The sequence below is a fragment of the Neobacillus rhizophilus genome, from assembly GCF_018343535.1.
GTDB lineage: Bacteria > Bacillota > Bacilli > Bacillales > Cytobacillaceae > Neobacillus > Neobacillus rhizophilus.
In genome coordinates this window covers 34,869-52,284 of the sequence record NZ_JAGYPF010000003.1, presented here as the reverse complement: position 1 = coordinate 52,284, position 17,416 = coordinate 34,869, and the positions used below count along the sequence as shown (strand labels likewise).

Here is a 17,416-nt window from a genome sequence, read left to right as displayed (position 1 = left end):
CACTTACAGGGTGACTTATGTCATAATAATTTTAAAATTTATTATATTATAATATTTCAGAACGTTATTTATTTGAAAATAATAGTCTAGTCAGGCAGGTGTTTAGTATGGATCAAAATTCCATTCTTCGAATAAACGATTTAAAAGTTTCCTTCCAATCCGGAAAAAAGCTCTTACCTGCAGTGGATGGGATTAGTTTTGAACTTAAGGAAGGCGAAATCCTAGGAATTGTAGGGGAATCCGGCAGCGGTAAAAGTGTTACCTCCTTAGCAACTATGGGCTTGATTCCATCACCGCCGGGGAAAATTGAAAAGGGCGAAATTATTTTTAATGGAACTGATTTAACGAACTTAACAGAAAAAGAGTGGCGGAAAATACGCGGCAACCAAATCTCGATGATTTTTCAGGAGCCGATGACATCCTTGAACCCGCTGTTTACCATCGGGAATCAGTTGACGGAAGCCATTCGATTACATACGGACCTCTCTAAGGCAGAGACAAGAGTCCGGAGCATTGAATTACTTAAGCTAGTTGGAATACCGAGAGCGGAAGGGATTTTAAAAGAACATCCGCATCAATTATCAGGCGGCATGCGGCAGCGGGTGATGATCGCCATGGCGATGGCCTGCAACCCAAGAGTCCTGATTGCGGATGAGCCGACAACGGCACTCGACGTCACCATCCAAGCGCAAATCCTTGCCTTAATGAAGGATTTAAATGAAAAAACGAAAACATCCATCATCCTTATTACTCATGATTTGGGCGTAGTCGCAGAAATATGTGAACGTGTCGTCGTCATGTATGCCGGACAAATCGTTGAGCAGGGCGATGTCAGAAGAATTCTAAAAGACCCGCAGCATCCTTACACAAAAGGATTATTGAAATCGGTTCCAGACTTGAGAGGTAAGAAAGAACGACTCTACAGCATTCCAGGAACGGTTCCGGTACCAGGTACTGTTCACAATGGCTGCCGCTTCGCCGCCAGATGTGCGGAAGCGTTTGACCAGTGCCATACCGATTCCCCACAATTATTTAAATCGGAAAAAGACGGACATGAAGTGCGCTGTTTCCTACATACATTGAAAGAGGAGAGTGACAAACATGTCGGAGTTACTTCTTGAGGTTAATGGTTTAAAAAAGTACTTTCCAATCACCGGTGGACTTTTTGGAAAAAAACAAGGGGAAGTAAAGGCCGTTGACGATGTTTCTTTTTATGTGAAAAAAGGTGAAACTTTAGGCATCGTAGGCGAATCCGGCTGTGGTAAATCAACGACCGGCCGCTTGCTTATGCGCTTAATTGAAGCTAGTGATGGGAAAATTGTTTTTGAAGATAAAGAGATTACGAGTATGTCGAACTCGGAATTAAGGAAGGTTCGTCGCGATATCCAGATGGTTTTCCAGGACCCATATGCATCATTGAACCCTCGGCATTCGGTAGAGCAAATTCTCGAAGAGCCTTTAATTGTGCACGGAATTGGAACAAAAACGGAACGCCAAAAACGTGTTAAAGAAATGCTTGAGGTAGTAGGCTTGAGCAGCTATCATGCGAAACGCTATCCGCATCAATTCAGCGGCGGGCAGCGCCAGCGGATTGGCATCGCCAGAGCATTGATGACAAAGCCAAAGCTAATCATTGCCGACGAACCTGTATCCGCACTCGATGTTTCGATTCAAGCACAGGTGCTTAACCTGATGAAAGACATCCAAAAAGAGTTTCAGTTAACCTACATATTTATCGCTCATGACCTAGGAGTGGTTCGCCATATCAGCGACCGCGTTGGCGTGATGTATTTGGGAAGATTGATAGAGTTAGCTGATAGTGAGGAACTCTATGAAAATCCAAAGCATCCCTATACGAAAGCACTGCTGTCCGCAGTCCCGATTCCGGACCCGGATGTCAAAAAGAAGACTATTTTAATAGAAGGCGAACTGCCAAGTCCGGCAAATCCTCCTTCAGGCTGTGCCTTCCACACAAGATGCGGGGAGTGCATGGATATTTGTAAAACTACTAGACCAACAGAACACAACCTTAATGGTCATTTTGTTGCCTGTCATTTGTATAACAAGTAGTAGGCGGCATTGATGATAAATAAAAAAGCTTTAGGGGGTAAAAAAACACTTATGAGCAAAAAGTCAATTAAATTGCTGTTGATTTTCTTATTGGCCCTTAGCATGTTCTTAGCAGGCTGCGGCGGCAAAACGACCAAAGAAACTGGCGGCAAGAAAGAGCCTGCTACTAGCGGCGGTTCAGCAAAGGATACGCTAGTCTATGGTCGTGGCGGTGACTCCACATCATTAGACCCAATCACCACAACTGAAGGGGAAGCCTTTAAAGTAACTGAGAACATTTTTGAAACACTATTAGAGTATGGCGAGCAGGATACAACCCTGCACCCTGGTCTTGCTAAAGAATGGAAGGTTTCTGATGACGGTTTAACCTACACATTCAAACTGCAAGAAGGCGTAAAATTCCATGATGGAACAGACTTCAATGCAGACGCTGTAGTCTTCAACTTTGACCGCTGGATGAACGGGAACGAAGATAAATTCCCGTATTATACCATGTTTGGCGGTTACAAGGCTGATGAAGGCCACGTTATTAAAGAAGTAAAAGCAGTTGACCCATACACAGTAGAGTTTGTATTAAAAAGGCCACAGGCTCCTTTCTTAAAGAACCTGGCAATGTCTCCATTTGGTATCGCGAGCCCAACAGCTGTGAAAAAATTTGGCGACGACTTTAGAAAAAATCCGGTTGGAACAGGTCCATTCAAATTCGTAGAGTGGAAGCAAAACGATACAATTACACTTGAAAAGAATCCTGACTACTGGCAAAAAGGTCTTCCTAAGTTAAACAAAGTGGTCTTCCGTGTTATTCCGGAAAACACTGCACGTCTAAACGCTCTTGCTAATGGCGAAATCGATGTAATGGACGGTCTGAACAACTCAGACGAAGCTACTGTTAAAGGAAATGACAAGCTTCAAGTGATCGAGCGTCCATCTATGAACGTTGGTTACCTTGGATTAACAACTACTCGTAAGCCATTTGATAACAAGTTAGTACGTCAAGCAATCAACCACGCAGTTAATAAGAAAGATATTATCAAAGCATTCTACGGCGGAAAGGCTCTTGCAGCGAAGAACCCAATGCCTCCGTCCATTGAAGGCTACAACGATAGCATCAAGGATTATGATTACGATTTAGAAAAGGCAAAAGCATTATTAAAAGAAGCAGGCTATGAAAAAGGCTTTGAAATCGACCTATGGGCAATGCCTGTAGCACGTCCTTACATGCCTGAAGCACAAAAGGTTGCAGAGGTTATTCAAGCGGACTTAGCGAAAATTAATGTAAAAGCTAAGATTCAATCTGTTGACTGGGCTACTTATTTACAGAAAGCAACAAAAGGCGAGTTTGACATGTTCATGCTTGGCTGGACTGGTGACAATGGTGATCCAGATAACTTCTTATACACATTGCTTGATAAAGACAGCATTGGCAGCAACAACTACTCTCAATACAGCAATGACGAACTTCATGATGTATTGATTGCTGCACAGACTGAAACAGAACAAGCTAAGCGTAACGAGCTTTACAAGAAAGCTCAGGAAATCATTCATGATGATGCTCCATGGGTTCCGCTTGTTCACTCTACACCGCTGTTAGCAGCAGCCAAAGATGTGGCAGATTATTTACCACATCCAACTGGATCTGAAGCATTAACAAAAGTGTACTTTAAATAATCCATCTTGAATGGGGGAGGAGTTTTTTTCCTCCCCTTTTATCAACAAACGGTACGGTTTTATTTTTTGAAAAAAAGAGGTGAAACAAATGTTTACTTACACAGTTCGCCGAATTCTTTCCTTAATCCCAGTTTTATTTGGAATGACGCTGGTAGTATTTGCGATTATCCATGCGATTCCGGGGAATCCTGCCCAGGTGATCCTTGGACAAAGGGCTACCGCCGAAGCGATTGCAACGTTAACAAGGGAATTAGGGTTGGACAGGCCTTGGTACATACAATATTTTGATTATATTGGTCAGCTTTTTCAAGGCGATTTAGGAACCTCTTTGAGGACTAGAGGTCCAATAAACGTGGAAATTTGGCCATATCTAGCAGCAACATTTGAACTCACACTGGTTGCGATGATTATCGCCGTGATTGTAGGCGTAAACGCGGGAATCATCAGCGCCTGGTTCTCTAAATCATGGTTTGATTATGTTGCAATGGTTCTTGCCCTGGTAGGCGTATCGATGCCAATTTTCTGGCTCGGTCTAATGGAGCAATGGGCTTTTTCGATTGAGTTAGGGTGGCTGCCTACAACTGGCCGGGAGAATGTCAGAGATCCCATTTCGGCGATTACGAATCTTTATTTAATCGATACCTTGCTGCAGGGTAGATTCGATCAATTTTGGGTCGTTGTTCAACATCTAATTCTGCCAAGCCTTGCGCTGGCGACAATTCCAATGGCAATCATTGCCCGGATGACTCGCGCCACCATGCTTGAGGTCATGCGCTCGGATTACGTTCGTACAGCACGTGCGAAAGGCTTAAGGATGTTCTGGGTAGTTTACAAACATTCTTTGAAAAATGCCATTATACCTGTTTTAACGGTTATCGGTCTACAAACAGGCCTTCTCTTAGGTGGTGCGATACTAACAGAAACAATCTTTGGCTGGCCGGGAATCGGAAGATACCTATATGACGCGATTGCGTATCGTGATTATCCCGTTATCCAGTCAGGAATTTTGCTGATTGCTGCGATTTTCGTATTGATTAACTTAATCGTGGATTTATTGTATGTCTTTGTTGATCCGCGGATTAAATATAATAAGTAGGGGGGAGTTAATGTGGCTGAACTTGCTAAAAATGCAGCAGATATCCTAGTGATACCCGCTGAAGAAAAGCTGACACCTCCATGGAAGGAAGCACTAAAATCTTTCTATAAAAATAAACTTGCCGTTGTTGGCTTGGGAATCGTGCTATTTTTTATTGTTATCGCGATTATTGCTCCTTTGGTAGCGCCATACGGGTTCAAAGAACAAGTTTTAGCAGACCGGATGCAGGCCCCATCGAGCAAGCATTGGTTTGGCACGGATGACTTTGGCCGGGACATCTTTTCAAGGATTTTATATGGTGCGCGAATTTCTTTATGGGTTGGATTCTTTTCCGTACTAGGATCTGTCGTAGTTGGAACTCTACTTGGCATCGTCGCCGGTTATTATGGCCGCTGGGTGGACGCTATCATTTCAAGGGTTTTTGATGTCATGCTGGCGTTTCCTAGTATTCTATTAGCGATTGCAGTAGTATCTATTTTAGGACCGTCTTTACGCAATGCTCTAATCGCGATTGCTGTAATCAACATCCCAAACTTTGGCCGACTTGTTCGCTCGAAGGTGTTAAGCGTCAAGCAGGAGGAATATATCATGGCTGCCCGAGCCATTGGGATGAAGGATTCCCGGATTCTCTTGAGGCATATTTTACCGAACAGTATTTCCCCGGTCATTGTCCAAGCAACATTGGCGATTGCAACTGCGATTATCGAAGCGGCAGCACTTGGTTTCTTGGGATTAGGCGCCCAGCCGCCAGAGCCTGAATGGGGGAAAATGCTGGCTGACTCTAAGAACTATATAACCCAAGCACCGTGGACACTGTTCTTTCCAGGTGTGGCTATTATGTTGACTGTATTAGGCTTTAACCTGATGGGGGACGGACTGCGCGATGTGCTTGATCCGAAGATGAAACAATAATGTGAGAGGCTCCTAGAGGGGTCTCTTTTCTATATGGGTGCTATTTGATGAGTTTGCAGAATATTTAAGTTTCTTGTGGTGTTTTGGTAAAATATCTTTCATAATAGGATGAAGGACAAATTCGATAAAGAACGTGAAGGAAATGTCCTTCATAAGTATAGACTCTTAAAAAGGTATTATGTTAAGGAGAGATTTAGATTGAAGTACCTAGCAGTACCGGCTTTAATAATCATTCTAGCTCTTTTTACTTTTGCCTTAGGCGGTAGTTTCGTAGTGGCTATGCCTTTTCTATCGGTAATTTCTATATCAATCATGCTAATATTGTGTTTTCTAGTAGTTCATTTTATAAAAAGAGATGAAAAGAGGCTGCTAATATATTGGCTGCTAATTTCAACAATACCAGGATTAATGGTTATAATAGCTTTGAAGTTTTATGGTGCAGATTCCTTTTTATCATGGGACTTAATGTTATGGGATCTCATCATCCCAATGGCAGTTTCGGCCTCACAGTGGCTGTTTATCATGATAAAAAATCGTTTGTAAGATAAATGCAAAACATCTATGATAGGAGCTGAAAATTTTGACGGCACACCAAAACGCAGAAGATAAAAACATTATTTTTATCGGATTTATGGGAGCGGGCAAAACAACCGTTGGTAAACTTCTTGCAGAAAAACTACATCGACAATTTATCGATACGGATGAATTAATTGAAGAGGAATTCAAAATGCCCCCATCGCAAATATTTAAAGTATATGGAGAAAAGGTTTTTAGAGAAAAGGAAAAAAGCCTAATTACTAGCTTAAATGAAGAAAAAAACTTGGTTCTCTCGCTAGGCGGCGGAGCATTTCTTCAAGAGGAAATCCGTGCGGTCTGTTTATCCAAGGCTACAGTCATTTTACTTGATATTTCTTTTGATTGCTGGAAGGAACGATTAGATCTAATCATTGACAGCCGCCCAGTCCTACATGGAAAAACAATCGAAGAAATGGAACAACTTTATAATAATAGAAGAGAAATTTATTCTAACCACCATATAAAAATAAGTACTGATTATAAGATTCCCGAGCAAATTGCGGACGAAATTTTAGAGAAGGTGCAGTTTAATGAAGAAAACAATTAAAGTTAAAGGGATAACGTTAGGTGAAGGTACCCCAAAAATATGCGTACCGATGGTAGGGAGAACTACATCTCAATTAATAGAAGAGGCTAGACTTCATAAGACACTTGACCTGGATCTTGTAGAATGGAGGGTTGATCATTTCGAACAGGTAGATGACCTCATGCAAGTAAAAGAGGCACTAGCCAATATTCGTAGTGTTTTAACCGACATACCCTTAATCTTTACTTTCCGAAGCACTAAGGAAGGCGGAGAAAAAGAAATTAGCAATGACCATTACATTGAATTAAATAAGGAAATTTTGCAAACTGGTCAGGTTGATTTTATAGATGTGGAGTTATTTAATGAAGAAAAGGATGTTAAAACCCTAATTAACTTTGCTCATTCACACGATGTTTTCGTGATTGTTTCCAACCATGATTTTGAAAAAACACCGCCGAAAGAAGAAATTGTATCACGCTTACGCAGTGCCCAGGACCTTGGAGGCGACATCCCCAAAATTGCTGTAATGCCTAAAACAAATGAAGATGTACTAGCTCTATTAGATGCAACGAATATAATGTATGAAAAATATGCAGACAGACCGATAATTACTATTTCAATGGGACAAAAAGGGGCAATCAGCCGTGTAGCAGGATTTGGATCCGCACTGACGTTTGGCGCGGCGAAGGTGGGTTCTGCACCTGGACAAATTGCGGTTAATGAATTAAGAAGTATGTTAAACCTGTTGAATCAATAATAAGAATACATAGTAATCTGGCCCTTTATGGGCTTTTTTTTATGATTTATTGCATAAATAGTTGTATATTTATTTAAAAATTATTGAAAGCGTTTACACAAATTTATACCTGAAAATAGAATTAAATCTGAAAAATATGTGATTTTTTCATTGAATAATTATATATGTGAATGTATAATAATTCATTATAAACGAAATCGGGAGTGAAGACATAATGAAGGCTGCTATTATAGGCGGTACGGGTTACGGATCAATTGAACTAATTAGGCTTATCAATAAGCATCCTTATTTGGAGGTTGGTACTGTCGTTTCAAACTCCCAGGCAGGAAATAAATTTAGTGATACTTACCCGCATATCTCGGAAATAATTGAGCAACCACTAGAAAAATTTGAACCAAATCAATTAGCCGATAAAAATGATGTAGTATTTCTGGCAACACCATCTGGGGTAAGTAGCAGGATGGTCCCAGAATTAATCGATAAAGGGATTAAATGTATAGATTTATCTGGAGATTTCAGGTTAAGGTCGGTTGAAGAATACGAAACCTGGTATAAACATTCCCCCGCGGATGAGGGGTATTTAAAGAAAGCGGTCTATGGGCTAAGCGAGATTTATCCGGAAAAAATTAAAACCGCAAATTTAATTGCCAATCCAGGCTGCTATCCAACAGCAACAACACTGGGGCTAATACCAATCCTTAAAACAAACCTAGGAGACTATGATTCTATAATAATTGACGCAAAGTCAGGTGTAAGTGGAGCAGGACGGGGGCTTTCTCTCACCAACCATTACGCAGAAATCAATGAAAACCTAAAGGCTTACAAACTTGGAGCACATCAACATATACCGGAAATTGAGCAGGTCCTCACAGACGAGGCCGGTAACCCGATAACGGTATCTTTTACAACACATTTAGTACCGATGACTAGAGGAATTATGTGTTCTATTTATATAAAACTAAAAGAAAAGGTTACTACAGAAGATGTTCATCAAATATATGATGAATTTTATAAAAATAAACCATTTGTAAGAGTAAGGCCAATAGGGAAGGTGCCTTCTACAAAGGAAGTATGGGGAAGCAACTATTGTGATATCGGCTTACATGTTGACCCTCGGACCAATCGACTTACAGTCATCTCTGTAATCGATAACTTGGTAAAAGGTGCGGCAGGGCAGGCAATCCAAAATGCAAATATAATGAACGGCTGGGATGAGCAAGCAGGTCTCCAAGATATCCCGATGTATCCATAATAAATTGATAGTTAAATAGTTTGATTGAATATGAACAAGGGAACCATAAAGGGGGAAATTACATTGACACAAGCAACATCAACCAACGAAATCGTTGTTTTAGAAAATGCAGGAATAACATTACCACAGGGATACAAAGCAGGCGGAATGCACTGCGGAGTGAAAAGAAAAAGACTTGATTTGGCATATATTGTGTCAGAAGTTCCCGCTGATGTGGCTGGTGTTTACACAACTAATTTATTCCAAGCAGCTCCACTATTAGTAACACAAGAAAGCATCGCAAAAGAAAATAAGACCCAGGCAATCATTGTCAATTCCGGTAACGCCAACGCCTGTACAGGGGAGCAGGGTATTCAAGACGCTTACCAGATGCAAAAAGAGTTTGCAAGTCAATTAAATATTCAAGAGCACCTAGTCTCCGTCACTTCAACAGGAGTGATTGGCGAATTAATGCCAATGGATAAGATAACGACAGGAATTAGCCAAATCCTTCAACCGGAGTTTGAAGCAGAGGAGAACTTCCTACAAGCCATCCTAACTACTGACACTTGCGCAAAGCACATAGCCGTTCAGTTCACAATTGACGGCAAAACAGTCAGTATCGGTGGAGCGGCGAAAGGCTCCGGTATGATCCATCCAAATATGGCAACCATGCTTGGCTTTGTCACAACCGATGCAAACATTGCACATGAAGACCTTTTATCAGCACTTAGAGAAGTTACCAACCAAACTTTCAATATGATTACAGTTGATGGCGATACAAGTACGAATGACATGGTTTTAGTCATGGCAAATGGATTAGCTGAAAATGACCAGCTTACCAAAGAGCATCCTGATTGGGATGTATTCGTTAACGGATTAAAAGTTGTCAGTGAAACCCTTGCTAAAAAAATTGCCCGTGACGGTGAAGGGGCAACAAAACTTGTCGAGGTTCAGGTAAATGGTGCTTTAACGGCTGAAGATGCGAGAGCGGTTGGAAAATCGATTATTTCTTCCAACCTCGTAAAAACGGCCATCTACGGAACAGATGCCAACTGGGGCAGAATCGTGACAGCGATTGGGTACAGCGGTGTCCCTGTTGAACCAAACTTAGTAAAGGTGTCATTAGGCTCCATCCCTGTATTTGAAAATGGGCTGCCTTGTCCGTTTGACGAAGTAGAAGCAAAGAGTTACCTAGAACAAGAAACTGTACAAATTTTTGTAGAGTTAAATCAAGGAAATAGCAGTGCAACCGCCTGGGGATGCGACCTTACCTACGATTACGTAAAAATCAACGCATCCTATCGCACTTAAGGAGGCTTTTTGAAAAATGAAATACCTAGTCATTAAGTGTGGCGGAAGTGTGTTAGAAAATCTGCCAAGGTCATTTTATGAAGACATAGTAAAGATGCAAGAATCAGGCGAATGGACTCCAGTTATTGTCCATGGCGGCGGCCCATTAATCAATCAATTATTAAAAAGTTTAAATATAGAAACTAAATTTGTGAACGGACTTCGAGTGACCAACCATGATGTCCTCGATATCGTTGAAATGGTATTAAGCGGCATGGTCAATAAGCAGGTTGTTAGAAACATCGCAGAAGTCGGCGGCACTGCCTTTGGGGTCAGCGGCGTAGATGGAAGCTTGTTAAAAGCTGAACCGACAGCAGACGCCCAAACCCTTGGATTCGTGGGGGAAGTTGTTGATGTAAATAAAAATGTTATTGAGGGAATCGTCAGCCAAGGCTACATCCCAGTCATTTCCCCAATCGGAATTGATGCAAACGGCCAGCGCTACAACATCAATGGTGATATCGCGGCGTCTGCCATCGCCAAGGCGCTCCAGGCTAACCTCTGCTTTATCAGCGACATCCCAGGAATCCTGGTCGAAGAAGAAGGAGCCAAGAAGAAGCTTGATAAAGTTTCTAAAGCGATTATTGAAGAATTGATCGAAAACAAAACTATTTACGGCGGCATGATTCCAAAAGTAAAAGCGGCCATCGATGGCCTTGTCCATAACATTAGTGAAGTGGCCATCATCAACGGTTTTGAAAAAAGCAGCTTACTAGATTACGTGAACGGAAAAAATATAGGAACAAAAATTGTTTTAGAAGAGGAGATAGCGTAATGACAGCCAATAATACCGTCTCTCACATTTCACCGGTAATGCCAACCTACGGACGCTTCCCTGTCACTCTCGAAAAAGGCAAAGGAAGCTACGTCTGGGACGACAAAGGCACAAAATATTTAGATTTCACCTCCGGTATCGCAACCTGCAACCTGGGCCATGTACCGGATGCTATAAAAGAAAAACTTGAAGAACAGCTGCAAAACCTTTGGCACTGTTCAAATCTATATAATATCCCAAACCAAGAAAAATTAGCAGGCCTCCTTGCAGCCAACAGCTGCGGCGATCAAGTCTTTTTCTGCAACAGCGGGGCGGAAGCAAACGAAGCAGCGATTAAACTTGCAAGAAGATATGCAAACAAAGTAAAAGGCAGCGGCTTATCCACAGTCGTGACCTTCAAGCAATCCTTCCACGGCCGAACATTAGCAACCCTAACGGCAACCGGCCAGGAGAAAATTCAAAACGGCTTTGCACCATTGATGCCTGGTTTCAGCTATCTGCCATACAACGACATGGAGGCACTCAATGTCTTGGTGGAGCTAAAACCGGCGGCAGTTCTTCTCGAACTTGTCCAAGGTGAGGGCGGCGTCATTCCAGCATTCCCAGAATGGGTGCAAAAGCTTGACCAGATTTGTAAGGAGAACGGAATTCTCTTAATGGTTGACGAAATCCAAACCGGCATCGGCCGTACAGGAACCCTTTTTGCATACCAACAATACAACATCGAACCGGATGTCATCAGCGTTGCTAAAGGTCTTGGCTCTGGATTTCCAATTGGCGCCATTATTGCCAAGGAAGAAGCGGCAAAAGGCTTTGAACCAGGCAGCCACGGCAGCACATTCGGCGGCAACCCGCTGGCAACAGCAGCAGGGTTGGCAACCGTTACACATATACTTGAAAACAACATACTTACCAACGCGAACGAAATGGCAGAGTATCTCGACCAACAGCTTGAGAACCTGTCTGCAAAATACACTTTTATCAAAGAACTCCGTGGCACAGGACTTTTAAAAGGCTTAGTCGTCGACAATGATGCATCAGCCATTGTCAAGAAAGCCATCGAACAAAACCTGTTAATTTTAACAGCAGGTCCTAATGTCATCAGAATTTTACCACCGTTAACTGTTACAAAAGACGAAATTGACGAATTTATAATAAAACTGGAAAAGGCGTTCCAAAGTTTAGAGAAAGGCGAGTGAGGTAGGTTGGAACATGGATATCTTACTTTGGAAACGGGAGAAGTATTTGAAGGTGTGCTAATCGGCGCAAATAACGAATCTCTCGGGGAAGTAGTTTTTAATACAAGCATGACCGGCTATCAGGAAATTATCACTGACCCGTCCTACGCTGGACAAATCATTACATTTTGCTATCCGATTATCGGAAACTATGGAATCAACGCCTTGGATGATGAAAGCATTTCACCGGCACTTGCTGGGGTTGTCATCGGCGACTTATGTGAAACACCGAGCCATTATCAATCCTTTCAAAAGTTTTCTGAAAAACTAAAACAGGCCGGTGTTCCCGGAATCGTAAACGTCGATACAAGACTACTAGTTAAAACAATCCGCAGCCGCGGAACCGTTAAGGGTTATATCAGCAAAAAGATTGAAGAAAGCTTCCCGTTAGAAGAAAAAACGCCATTATGGGTAGACCAAGTATCCACGAAAAAGGTGCAATTTTTCAAAAATAACGGCCCGCATGTGGTCTTAATGGATTTCGGTTATAAAAAATCGATCCTTACCGCTCTGTTAGCAGAAAATTGCGCGGTAACGGTTGTTCCTTACAACACGCCGTTTGAAAAAATAAAATCTTTAGAACCGGATGGTGTGCTCATCAGCAACGGACCTGGGGACCCGATGTCACTGCAAAAATGGTTCCCGGAAATCAAGAAAATCAGCCAGAACTATCCGACACTTGGTATTTGCTTGGGACACCAGCTTATTGCCCTTGCTTACGGTGCTAAAACAGAAAAGCTTGCCTACGGTCATCGCGGCGGCAACCATCCGGTTAAAGAATTAATGACCGGCAAAGTAAAAATCACCGCCCAGAACCATGGCTACGTAGTCGTTGATAACAGCATCGACGAAAAGGTATTCAACGTCACCTACCGAAATGTGAATGACAAGTCCATTGAAGGATTAACACATAAAAACTATCAAATTCAAACCGTGCAATTTCATCCGGAAGCGCACCCGGGACCAAGCGACACCACTTATATTTTAACAGAATTCGTAAGCAAGATTGCTTCAGTGGGAGAGACACGTTATGCCATTAAATAAGAACCTGAAAAAAGTACTAGTCATCGGATCAGGCCCGATTGTCATCGGGCAGGCTGCAGAATTTGATTATGCAGGAACGCAGGCGTGTATCGCCCTGAAGGAAGAGGGACTTGAGGTTGTCCTCATCAATAACAACCCGGCGACCATCATGACAGATGAGGCAGTTGCCGATAAGGTATATATTGAACCGCTAAATGTGGAAACGATTGAAAAAATCATTCAAAAAGAAAAACCGGACGGGGTCATCGGTACCCTTGGCGGGCAAACAGGCTTGAACTTAACTGTTGAATTATTTGAGCAAAAAATTCTTGAAAAATATAATGTGGAGCTGCTGGGAACCTCGGTTGCCTCCATTAAAAACGGCGAGGATCGCGAGAAGTTCCGGAATTTGATGCTGCAAATCGGCGAACCGATTCCGGAATCGGCGATCATTCACACATACGACGAAGGCCTTGCATTCGTTAACGAAATCGGCTATCCAGTTATTATTCGCCCTGCCTATACGCTAGGCGGAGATGGCGGAGGTTTTGCCTATAACGAAGAGGACCTTGAGATCGTTTTGAAAAAAGGTTTGGCAGCCAGCCCGATTCATCAAGTATTAGTGGAAAAGAGCATCAAGGGCTGGAAGGAAATTGAATATGAGGTCATGCGGGATGCCAATGATACGTGCATCATCGTTTGTAACATGGAAAACATGGACCCGGTCGGTGTTCATACCGGCGACTCAATTGTCGTTGCTCCATCGCAAACATTAACAGATGTTCAGTATCAAATGCTCCGTGACGTTTCGATAAAAGTTATCAGAGAATTAGAGATTATCGGGGGCTGCAACATTCAGTTCGCACTCCATCCGGAATCCAACGAATATTACATCATCGAAGTAAACCCAAGGGTCAGCCGTTCTTCGGCACTTGCCTCCAAAGCTACGGGTTATCCGATTGCAAGGATGGCGGCAAAGTGCGCAATCGGTTATCACTTGGATGAGATTGTGAATCCGATAACAGGCAATACCTTCGCATCTTTTGAACCGGCGATTGATTATATTGTGGTAAAACTGCCGCGCTTCCCGTTTGACAAGTTCCCTGAAGCTGACCGGACGCTAGGAACGCAGATGAAAGCAACGGGAGAAGTCATGGCGATTGACCGGACCTTCGAGGGAGCTTTAAACAAGGCAATCCGTTCGATGGAAATGAATGTATACGGTCTTTGCAAAGAAGCAAATCAATCTTTAGAAGATATTGCCCTGGTACAGCTTTTGGAAACGGCCAATGATCAGCGGTTATTCATTATTGCTGAAGCGTTCAGAAGAGGGCTGACGCTTGAACAAGTGCAACAGTTGACTCAGATTGACCCGTGGTTTTTACACAAAATTAGCTCTATGGTGGCCATGGAAAAGGAATTGGCTAGTTACCAATGGAGCGAAGTGCCTGACACACTCCTGAAGAAAGCCAAGCGCACCAATGTTGGTGATAAGTTATTGTCGCAAATTTATGGTGTTCCTGAAAAAGAAATTAGAAGCAAACGTAAAGCACTAAACCTGAAACCAGGCTATAAGATGGTTGATACCTGCTCCGCAGAATTTGATGCGGTAACGCCATATTATTACTCTACTTGGCAGGGCTTTGACGAGGTTGAAGCTAAAGACTTGCCGAAAATCCTTGTCATCGGTTCAGGGCCAATCCGAATCGGCCAGGGAATCGAATTCGATTATTGCTCTGTACACGCCGCAAAGGCCATTAAGAAAAAAGGCTATCAGGCGGTTGTCATCAATAATAACCCGGAAACAGTCAGCACGGATTACTCAGTTGCCGACAGCCTTTACTTTGAACCTCTTGCTGCCGAGGATGTTCTGCATGTGATTGAAAAAGAACAGATTGAAGGCGTCCTAATTCAGTTCGGCGGGCAGACGGCTATTAATCTTGCCCATGAGTTAGAAGCAGAGGGCGTCAAAATTTTAGGAACTTCTGTAAAACATGTCGACCAACTCGAAGACCGAAAAGAATTTTATCAGCTCTTAGAGGAACTAGATATTCCGCATATCGAAGGGAAAACAGCTGAAAGTGCTCAGGAATTGCTCGATGCGGCAACAATCCTTGGTTACCCGGTACTCGTAAGACCATCTTACGTAATCGGTGGACAGTCCATGTTTACCATTTTTTCAGAAGAAGAATTAATCAGTTACATTCAGCAGCTCGAAAAAAATTCTAACGAAAAAATGTGGCCATTATTAGTAGATAAATATATGCCAGGATTAGAGTGTGAAATTGATGTTATCAGTGACGGTAACGATATTGTCGTTCCTGGAATCTTTGAACATATTGAAAAAGCAGGGGTTCACTCCGGTGATAGTATCTCCGTATTCCCGCCGATTTCGTTAACAGCAGAAACGAAAGAGACGTTAATCGAGTACGGTGCCAGAATTGCCAAGGTTACCTCAATCATCGGCATGATGAATATCCAATTCGTTGTCTATGAAAATATCGTCTATTGTTTAGAAGTGAATCCTCGTTCGTCAAGAACGGTGCCGATAATCAGCAAGGTAACTGGCGTTCCAATGATTGAATGGGCAGTACGAGTTCAATTAGGCGAGACTCTTAAGGATGTAAGTCAAACAACAGGTTTGCTTCCTGAACCGGCATACTATTCCGTAAAAGCACCAATTTTTTCATCAAGCAAGTTAAAGGGTGTTGACCATGTGCTTGGTCCGGAAATGAAGTCAACTGGTGAGGTACTTGGTATGGGCGGAACTTTCCAGGAGGCCCTCAATAAGGCGCTTCCTTCCATAGGAGGAACTGCCGAAGAAGATTACCTGTTATGCTCCATTTCTGACCGTGAGAAAGCGGGAAGCCTGCCAATTTTAAAAGAGCTTGCAGGAAAATGGAAGCTTGCCGCAACAGAAGGCACTGCAGCCTTTTTAGCAGCGAATGGCATCATTGTAGAGACTGTTGTGAAAAACGACCAGGATGTGAATGACCTGTTCAAAAAGCAACCCATGAAAGCTGTAATCAATATGCCAAATCAAGGACGGAACAAACAGAAATTTGGCTTTTATATCCGCGAGCAGGCGATCCGCTATAAGGTGCCGGTGTACACCCACCTTGATACGGTGAAAGCAATCCTCGACTTGCAAAAAACAGTAGCAGCAGATTTTACAGTTCATACTGTAAGCGAGTTTTATCAATTGGAAAAGGAAGGTGCGGTTCATGTTAGAAGCCGTTAAATTAAATTCAAATAAATTACAGCTGAAGGGGAAGGATTTCCTTCAGCTGGCTGATTATACAACAGAAGAAATTCTTTATATGCTAGAAGTGGCCCAGGAATTAAAGGCCCAGCAAAAGCAAGGAAAGCCGCATCCGCATTTGGGCGGGAAGGTCCTGGGAATGATTTTTGAAAAATCATCCACACGTACAAGAGTATCCTTTGAAGTAGGAATGCTGCAGCTAGGCGGCCATGCGATTTTCTTAAGTTCAAGAGACATTCAGATTGGCCGCGGGGAGAGCATTTCTGACACAGCCAAGGTCTTATCACGCTATGTTGACGGCATTATGATTCGTACATTTGCACACGAGACGGTTGAAGAATTAGCAGAGCATGCTACCGTTCCGGTTATTAACGGTTTAACTGATCTGCAGCACCCAACCCAGGTCCTGGCCGATTTATTAACCATTTTAGAGAATAAAGGGAAATTAGCGGGTTTAAAGCTTGCCTATGTAGGCGACGGAAATAACAATATGGCTCATTCATTAATGGAAGGTGCTGCAAAAGTAGGCATGGATATCAGCATCGCGAGCCCGTCAGGATATTTGCCAAATGGGGAAATTACCGAAAGAGCCATCAAGTTTGGTCAACAAACAGGAAGTACCGTTACGATTACAAACAACCCACAGGAAGCAGTTAAGGATGCAGATGTAATCGTAACAGATGTTTGGACCAGCATGGGTCAGGAAGAAGAAACGGCAAAACGCCTTGAGGCATTCCAAAGCTATCAAGTGAATGCAGAACTATGCAAACTGGCAAAAGATGACTATCTTTTCTTACATTGTCTGCCTGCCCACCGCGGTGAAGAGGTAACGGCAGAAATTATCGATGGCTCTCATTCCGTTGTTTTTGATGAAGCAGAGAACCGTCTTCATGCACAAAAAGCAATTTTAAAACTTTTACTAGGCTAAT

15 protein-coding genes are annotated in these 17,416 nt (G+C 42.7%); all 15 read left to right on the top strand.

Translation table 11 applies throughout. The features are described from left to right. The first annotated feature begins 107 nt into the window (after positions 1-107). The 15 genes from KHA99_RS13735 (at position 108) to argF (ending at position 17,415) form a co-directional block, all read left to right on the top strand. Positions 108-1,121, top strand: a complete 1,014-nt coding sequence (locus KHA99_RS13735; RefSeq protein WP_213118059.1) for an ABC transporter ATP-binding protein — start codon at positions 108-110, stop codon at positions 1,119-1,121. After that, positions 1,102-2,070 carry an ABC transporter ATP-binding protein gene (locus tag KHA99_RS13730; RefSeq protein WP_213118058.1) on the top strand — a complete coding sequence of 323 codons (969 nt, stop codon included), beginning with the start codon at positions 1,102-1,104 and terminating at the stop codon, positions 2,068-2,070. The genes KHA99_RS13735 and KHA99_RS13730 overlap by 20 nt, the downstream gene beginning before the upstream one ends. Before the next feature lie 51 nt (positions 2,071-2,121). Then, a complete protein-coding gene (locus tag KHA99_RS13725; protein ID WP_213118057.1) occupies positions 2,122-3,738 on the top strand; it encodes an ABC transporter substrate-binding protein in 1,617 nt (538 codons plus the stop codon). A gap of 88 nt (positions 3,739-3,826) precedes the next feature. Then, positions 3,827-4,834 carry an ABC transporter permease gene (locus KHA99_RS13720; RefSeq protein WP_213118056.1) on the top strand — a complete coding sequence of 336 codons (1,008 nt, stop codon included), beginning with the start codon at positions 3,827-3,829 and terminating at the stop codon, positions 4,832-4,834. A gap of 12 nt (positions 4,835-4,846) precedes the next feature. Next, positions 4,847-5,746 (top strand): nickel transporter permease, encoded by a 900-nt coding sequence (gene nikC / locus KHA99_RS13715; RefSeq protein WP_213118055.1) that lies wholly within the window; start codon positions 4,847-4,849, stop codon positions 5,744-5,746. A 198-nt stretch (positions 5,747-5,944) separates the two neighbouring features. Further along, positions 5,945-6,289, top strand: coding sequence for a hypothetical protein (locus KHA99_RS13710; protein ID WP_213118054.1), 345 nt, complete (start codon positions 5,945-5,947; stop codon positions 6,287-6,289). 37 nt (positions 6,290-6,326) lie between these two features. After that, complete coding sequence (locus KHA99_RS13705; protein ID WP_372447601.1) at positions 6,327-6,869, top strand: shikimate kinase; 543 nt, start codon at positions 6,327-6,329, stop codon at positions 6,867-6,869. After that, the gene (aroD, locus tag KHA99_RS13700) at positions 6,853-7,605 is read left to right on the top strand and encodes a type I 3-dehydroquinate dehydratase (RefSeq protein WP_213118053.1); all 753 of its coding nucleotides are present in this window, start codon (positions 6,853-6,855) and stop codon (positions 7,603-7,605) included. The genes KHA99_RS13705 and aroD overlap by 17 nt, the downstream gene beginning before the upstream one ends. A 214-nt stretch (positions 7,606-7,819) precedes the next feature. Next, positions 7,820-8,857, top strand: a complete 1,038-nt coding sequence (gene argC / locus KHA99_RS13695; RefSeq protein WP_213118052.1) for an N-acetyl-gamma-glutamyl-phosphate reductase — start codon at positions 7,820-7,822, stop codon at positions 8,855-8,857. Positions 8,858-8,887: 30 nt separating this feature from the next. Further along, complete coding sequence (gene argJ / locus KHA99_RS13690) at positions 8,888-10,150, top strand: bifunctional ornithine acetyltransferase/N-acetylglutamate synthase (RefSeq protein ID WP_213118051.1); 1,263 nt, start codon at positions 8,888-8,890, stop codon at positions 10,148-10,150. Between the two features lie 16 nt (positions 10,151-10,166). Further along, entirely contained in the window at positions 10,167-10,964 is a 798-nt protein-coding gene (argB, locus tag KHA99_RS13685) for an acetylglutamate kinase (RefSeq protein WP_213118050.1), read from the top strand. Next, positions 10,964-12,163, top strand: coding sequence for an acetylornithine transaminase (gene argD / locus KHA99_RS13680; RefSeq protein ID WP_213118049.1), 1,200 nt, complete (start codon positions 10,964-10,966; stop codon positions 12,161-12,163). Before argB ends, argD begins: the two co-directional genes overlap by 1 nt. A gap of 6 nt (positions 12,164-12,169) precedes the next feature. After that, positions 12,170-13,246 (top strand): carbamoyl phosphate synthase small subunit, encoded by a 1,077-nt coding sequence (locus tag KHA99_RS13675; protein ID WP_213118048.1) that lies wholly within the window; start codon positions 12,170-12,172, stop codon positions 13,244-13,246. Continuing rightward, positions 13,233-16,466, top strand: coding sequence for a carbamoyl-phosphate synthase (glutamine-hydrolyzing) large subunit (gene carB, locus KHA99_RS13670; protein ID WP_213118047.1), 3,234 nt, complete (start codon positions 13,233-13,235; stop codon positions 16,464-16,466). The genes KHA99_RS13675 and carB overlap by 14 nt, the downstream gene beginning before the upstream one ends. Next, a complete protein-coding gene (gene argF, locus KHA99_RS13665; protein WP_213118046.1) occupies positions 16,450-17,415 on the top strand; it encodes an ornithine carbamoyltransferase in 966 nt (321 codons plus the stop codon). The genes carB and argF overlap by 17 nt, the downstream gene beginning before the upstream one ends. Position 17,416 lies beyond the last annotated feature (1 nt).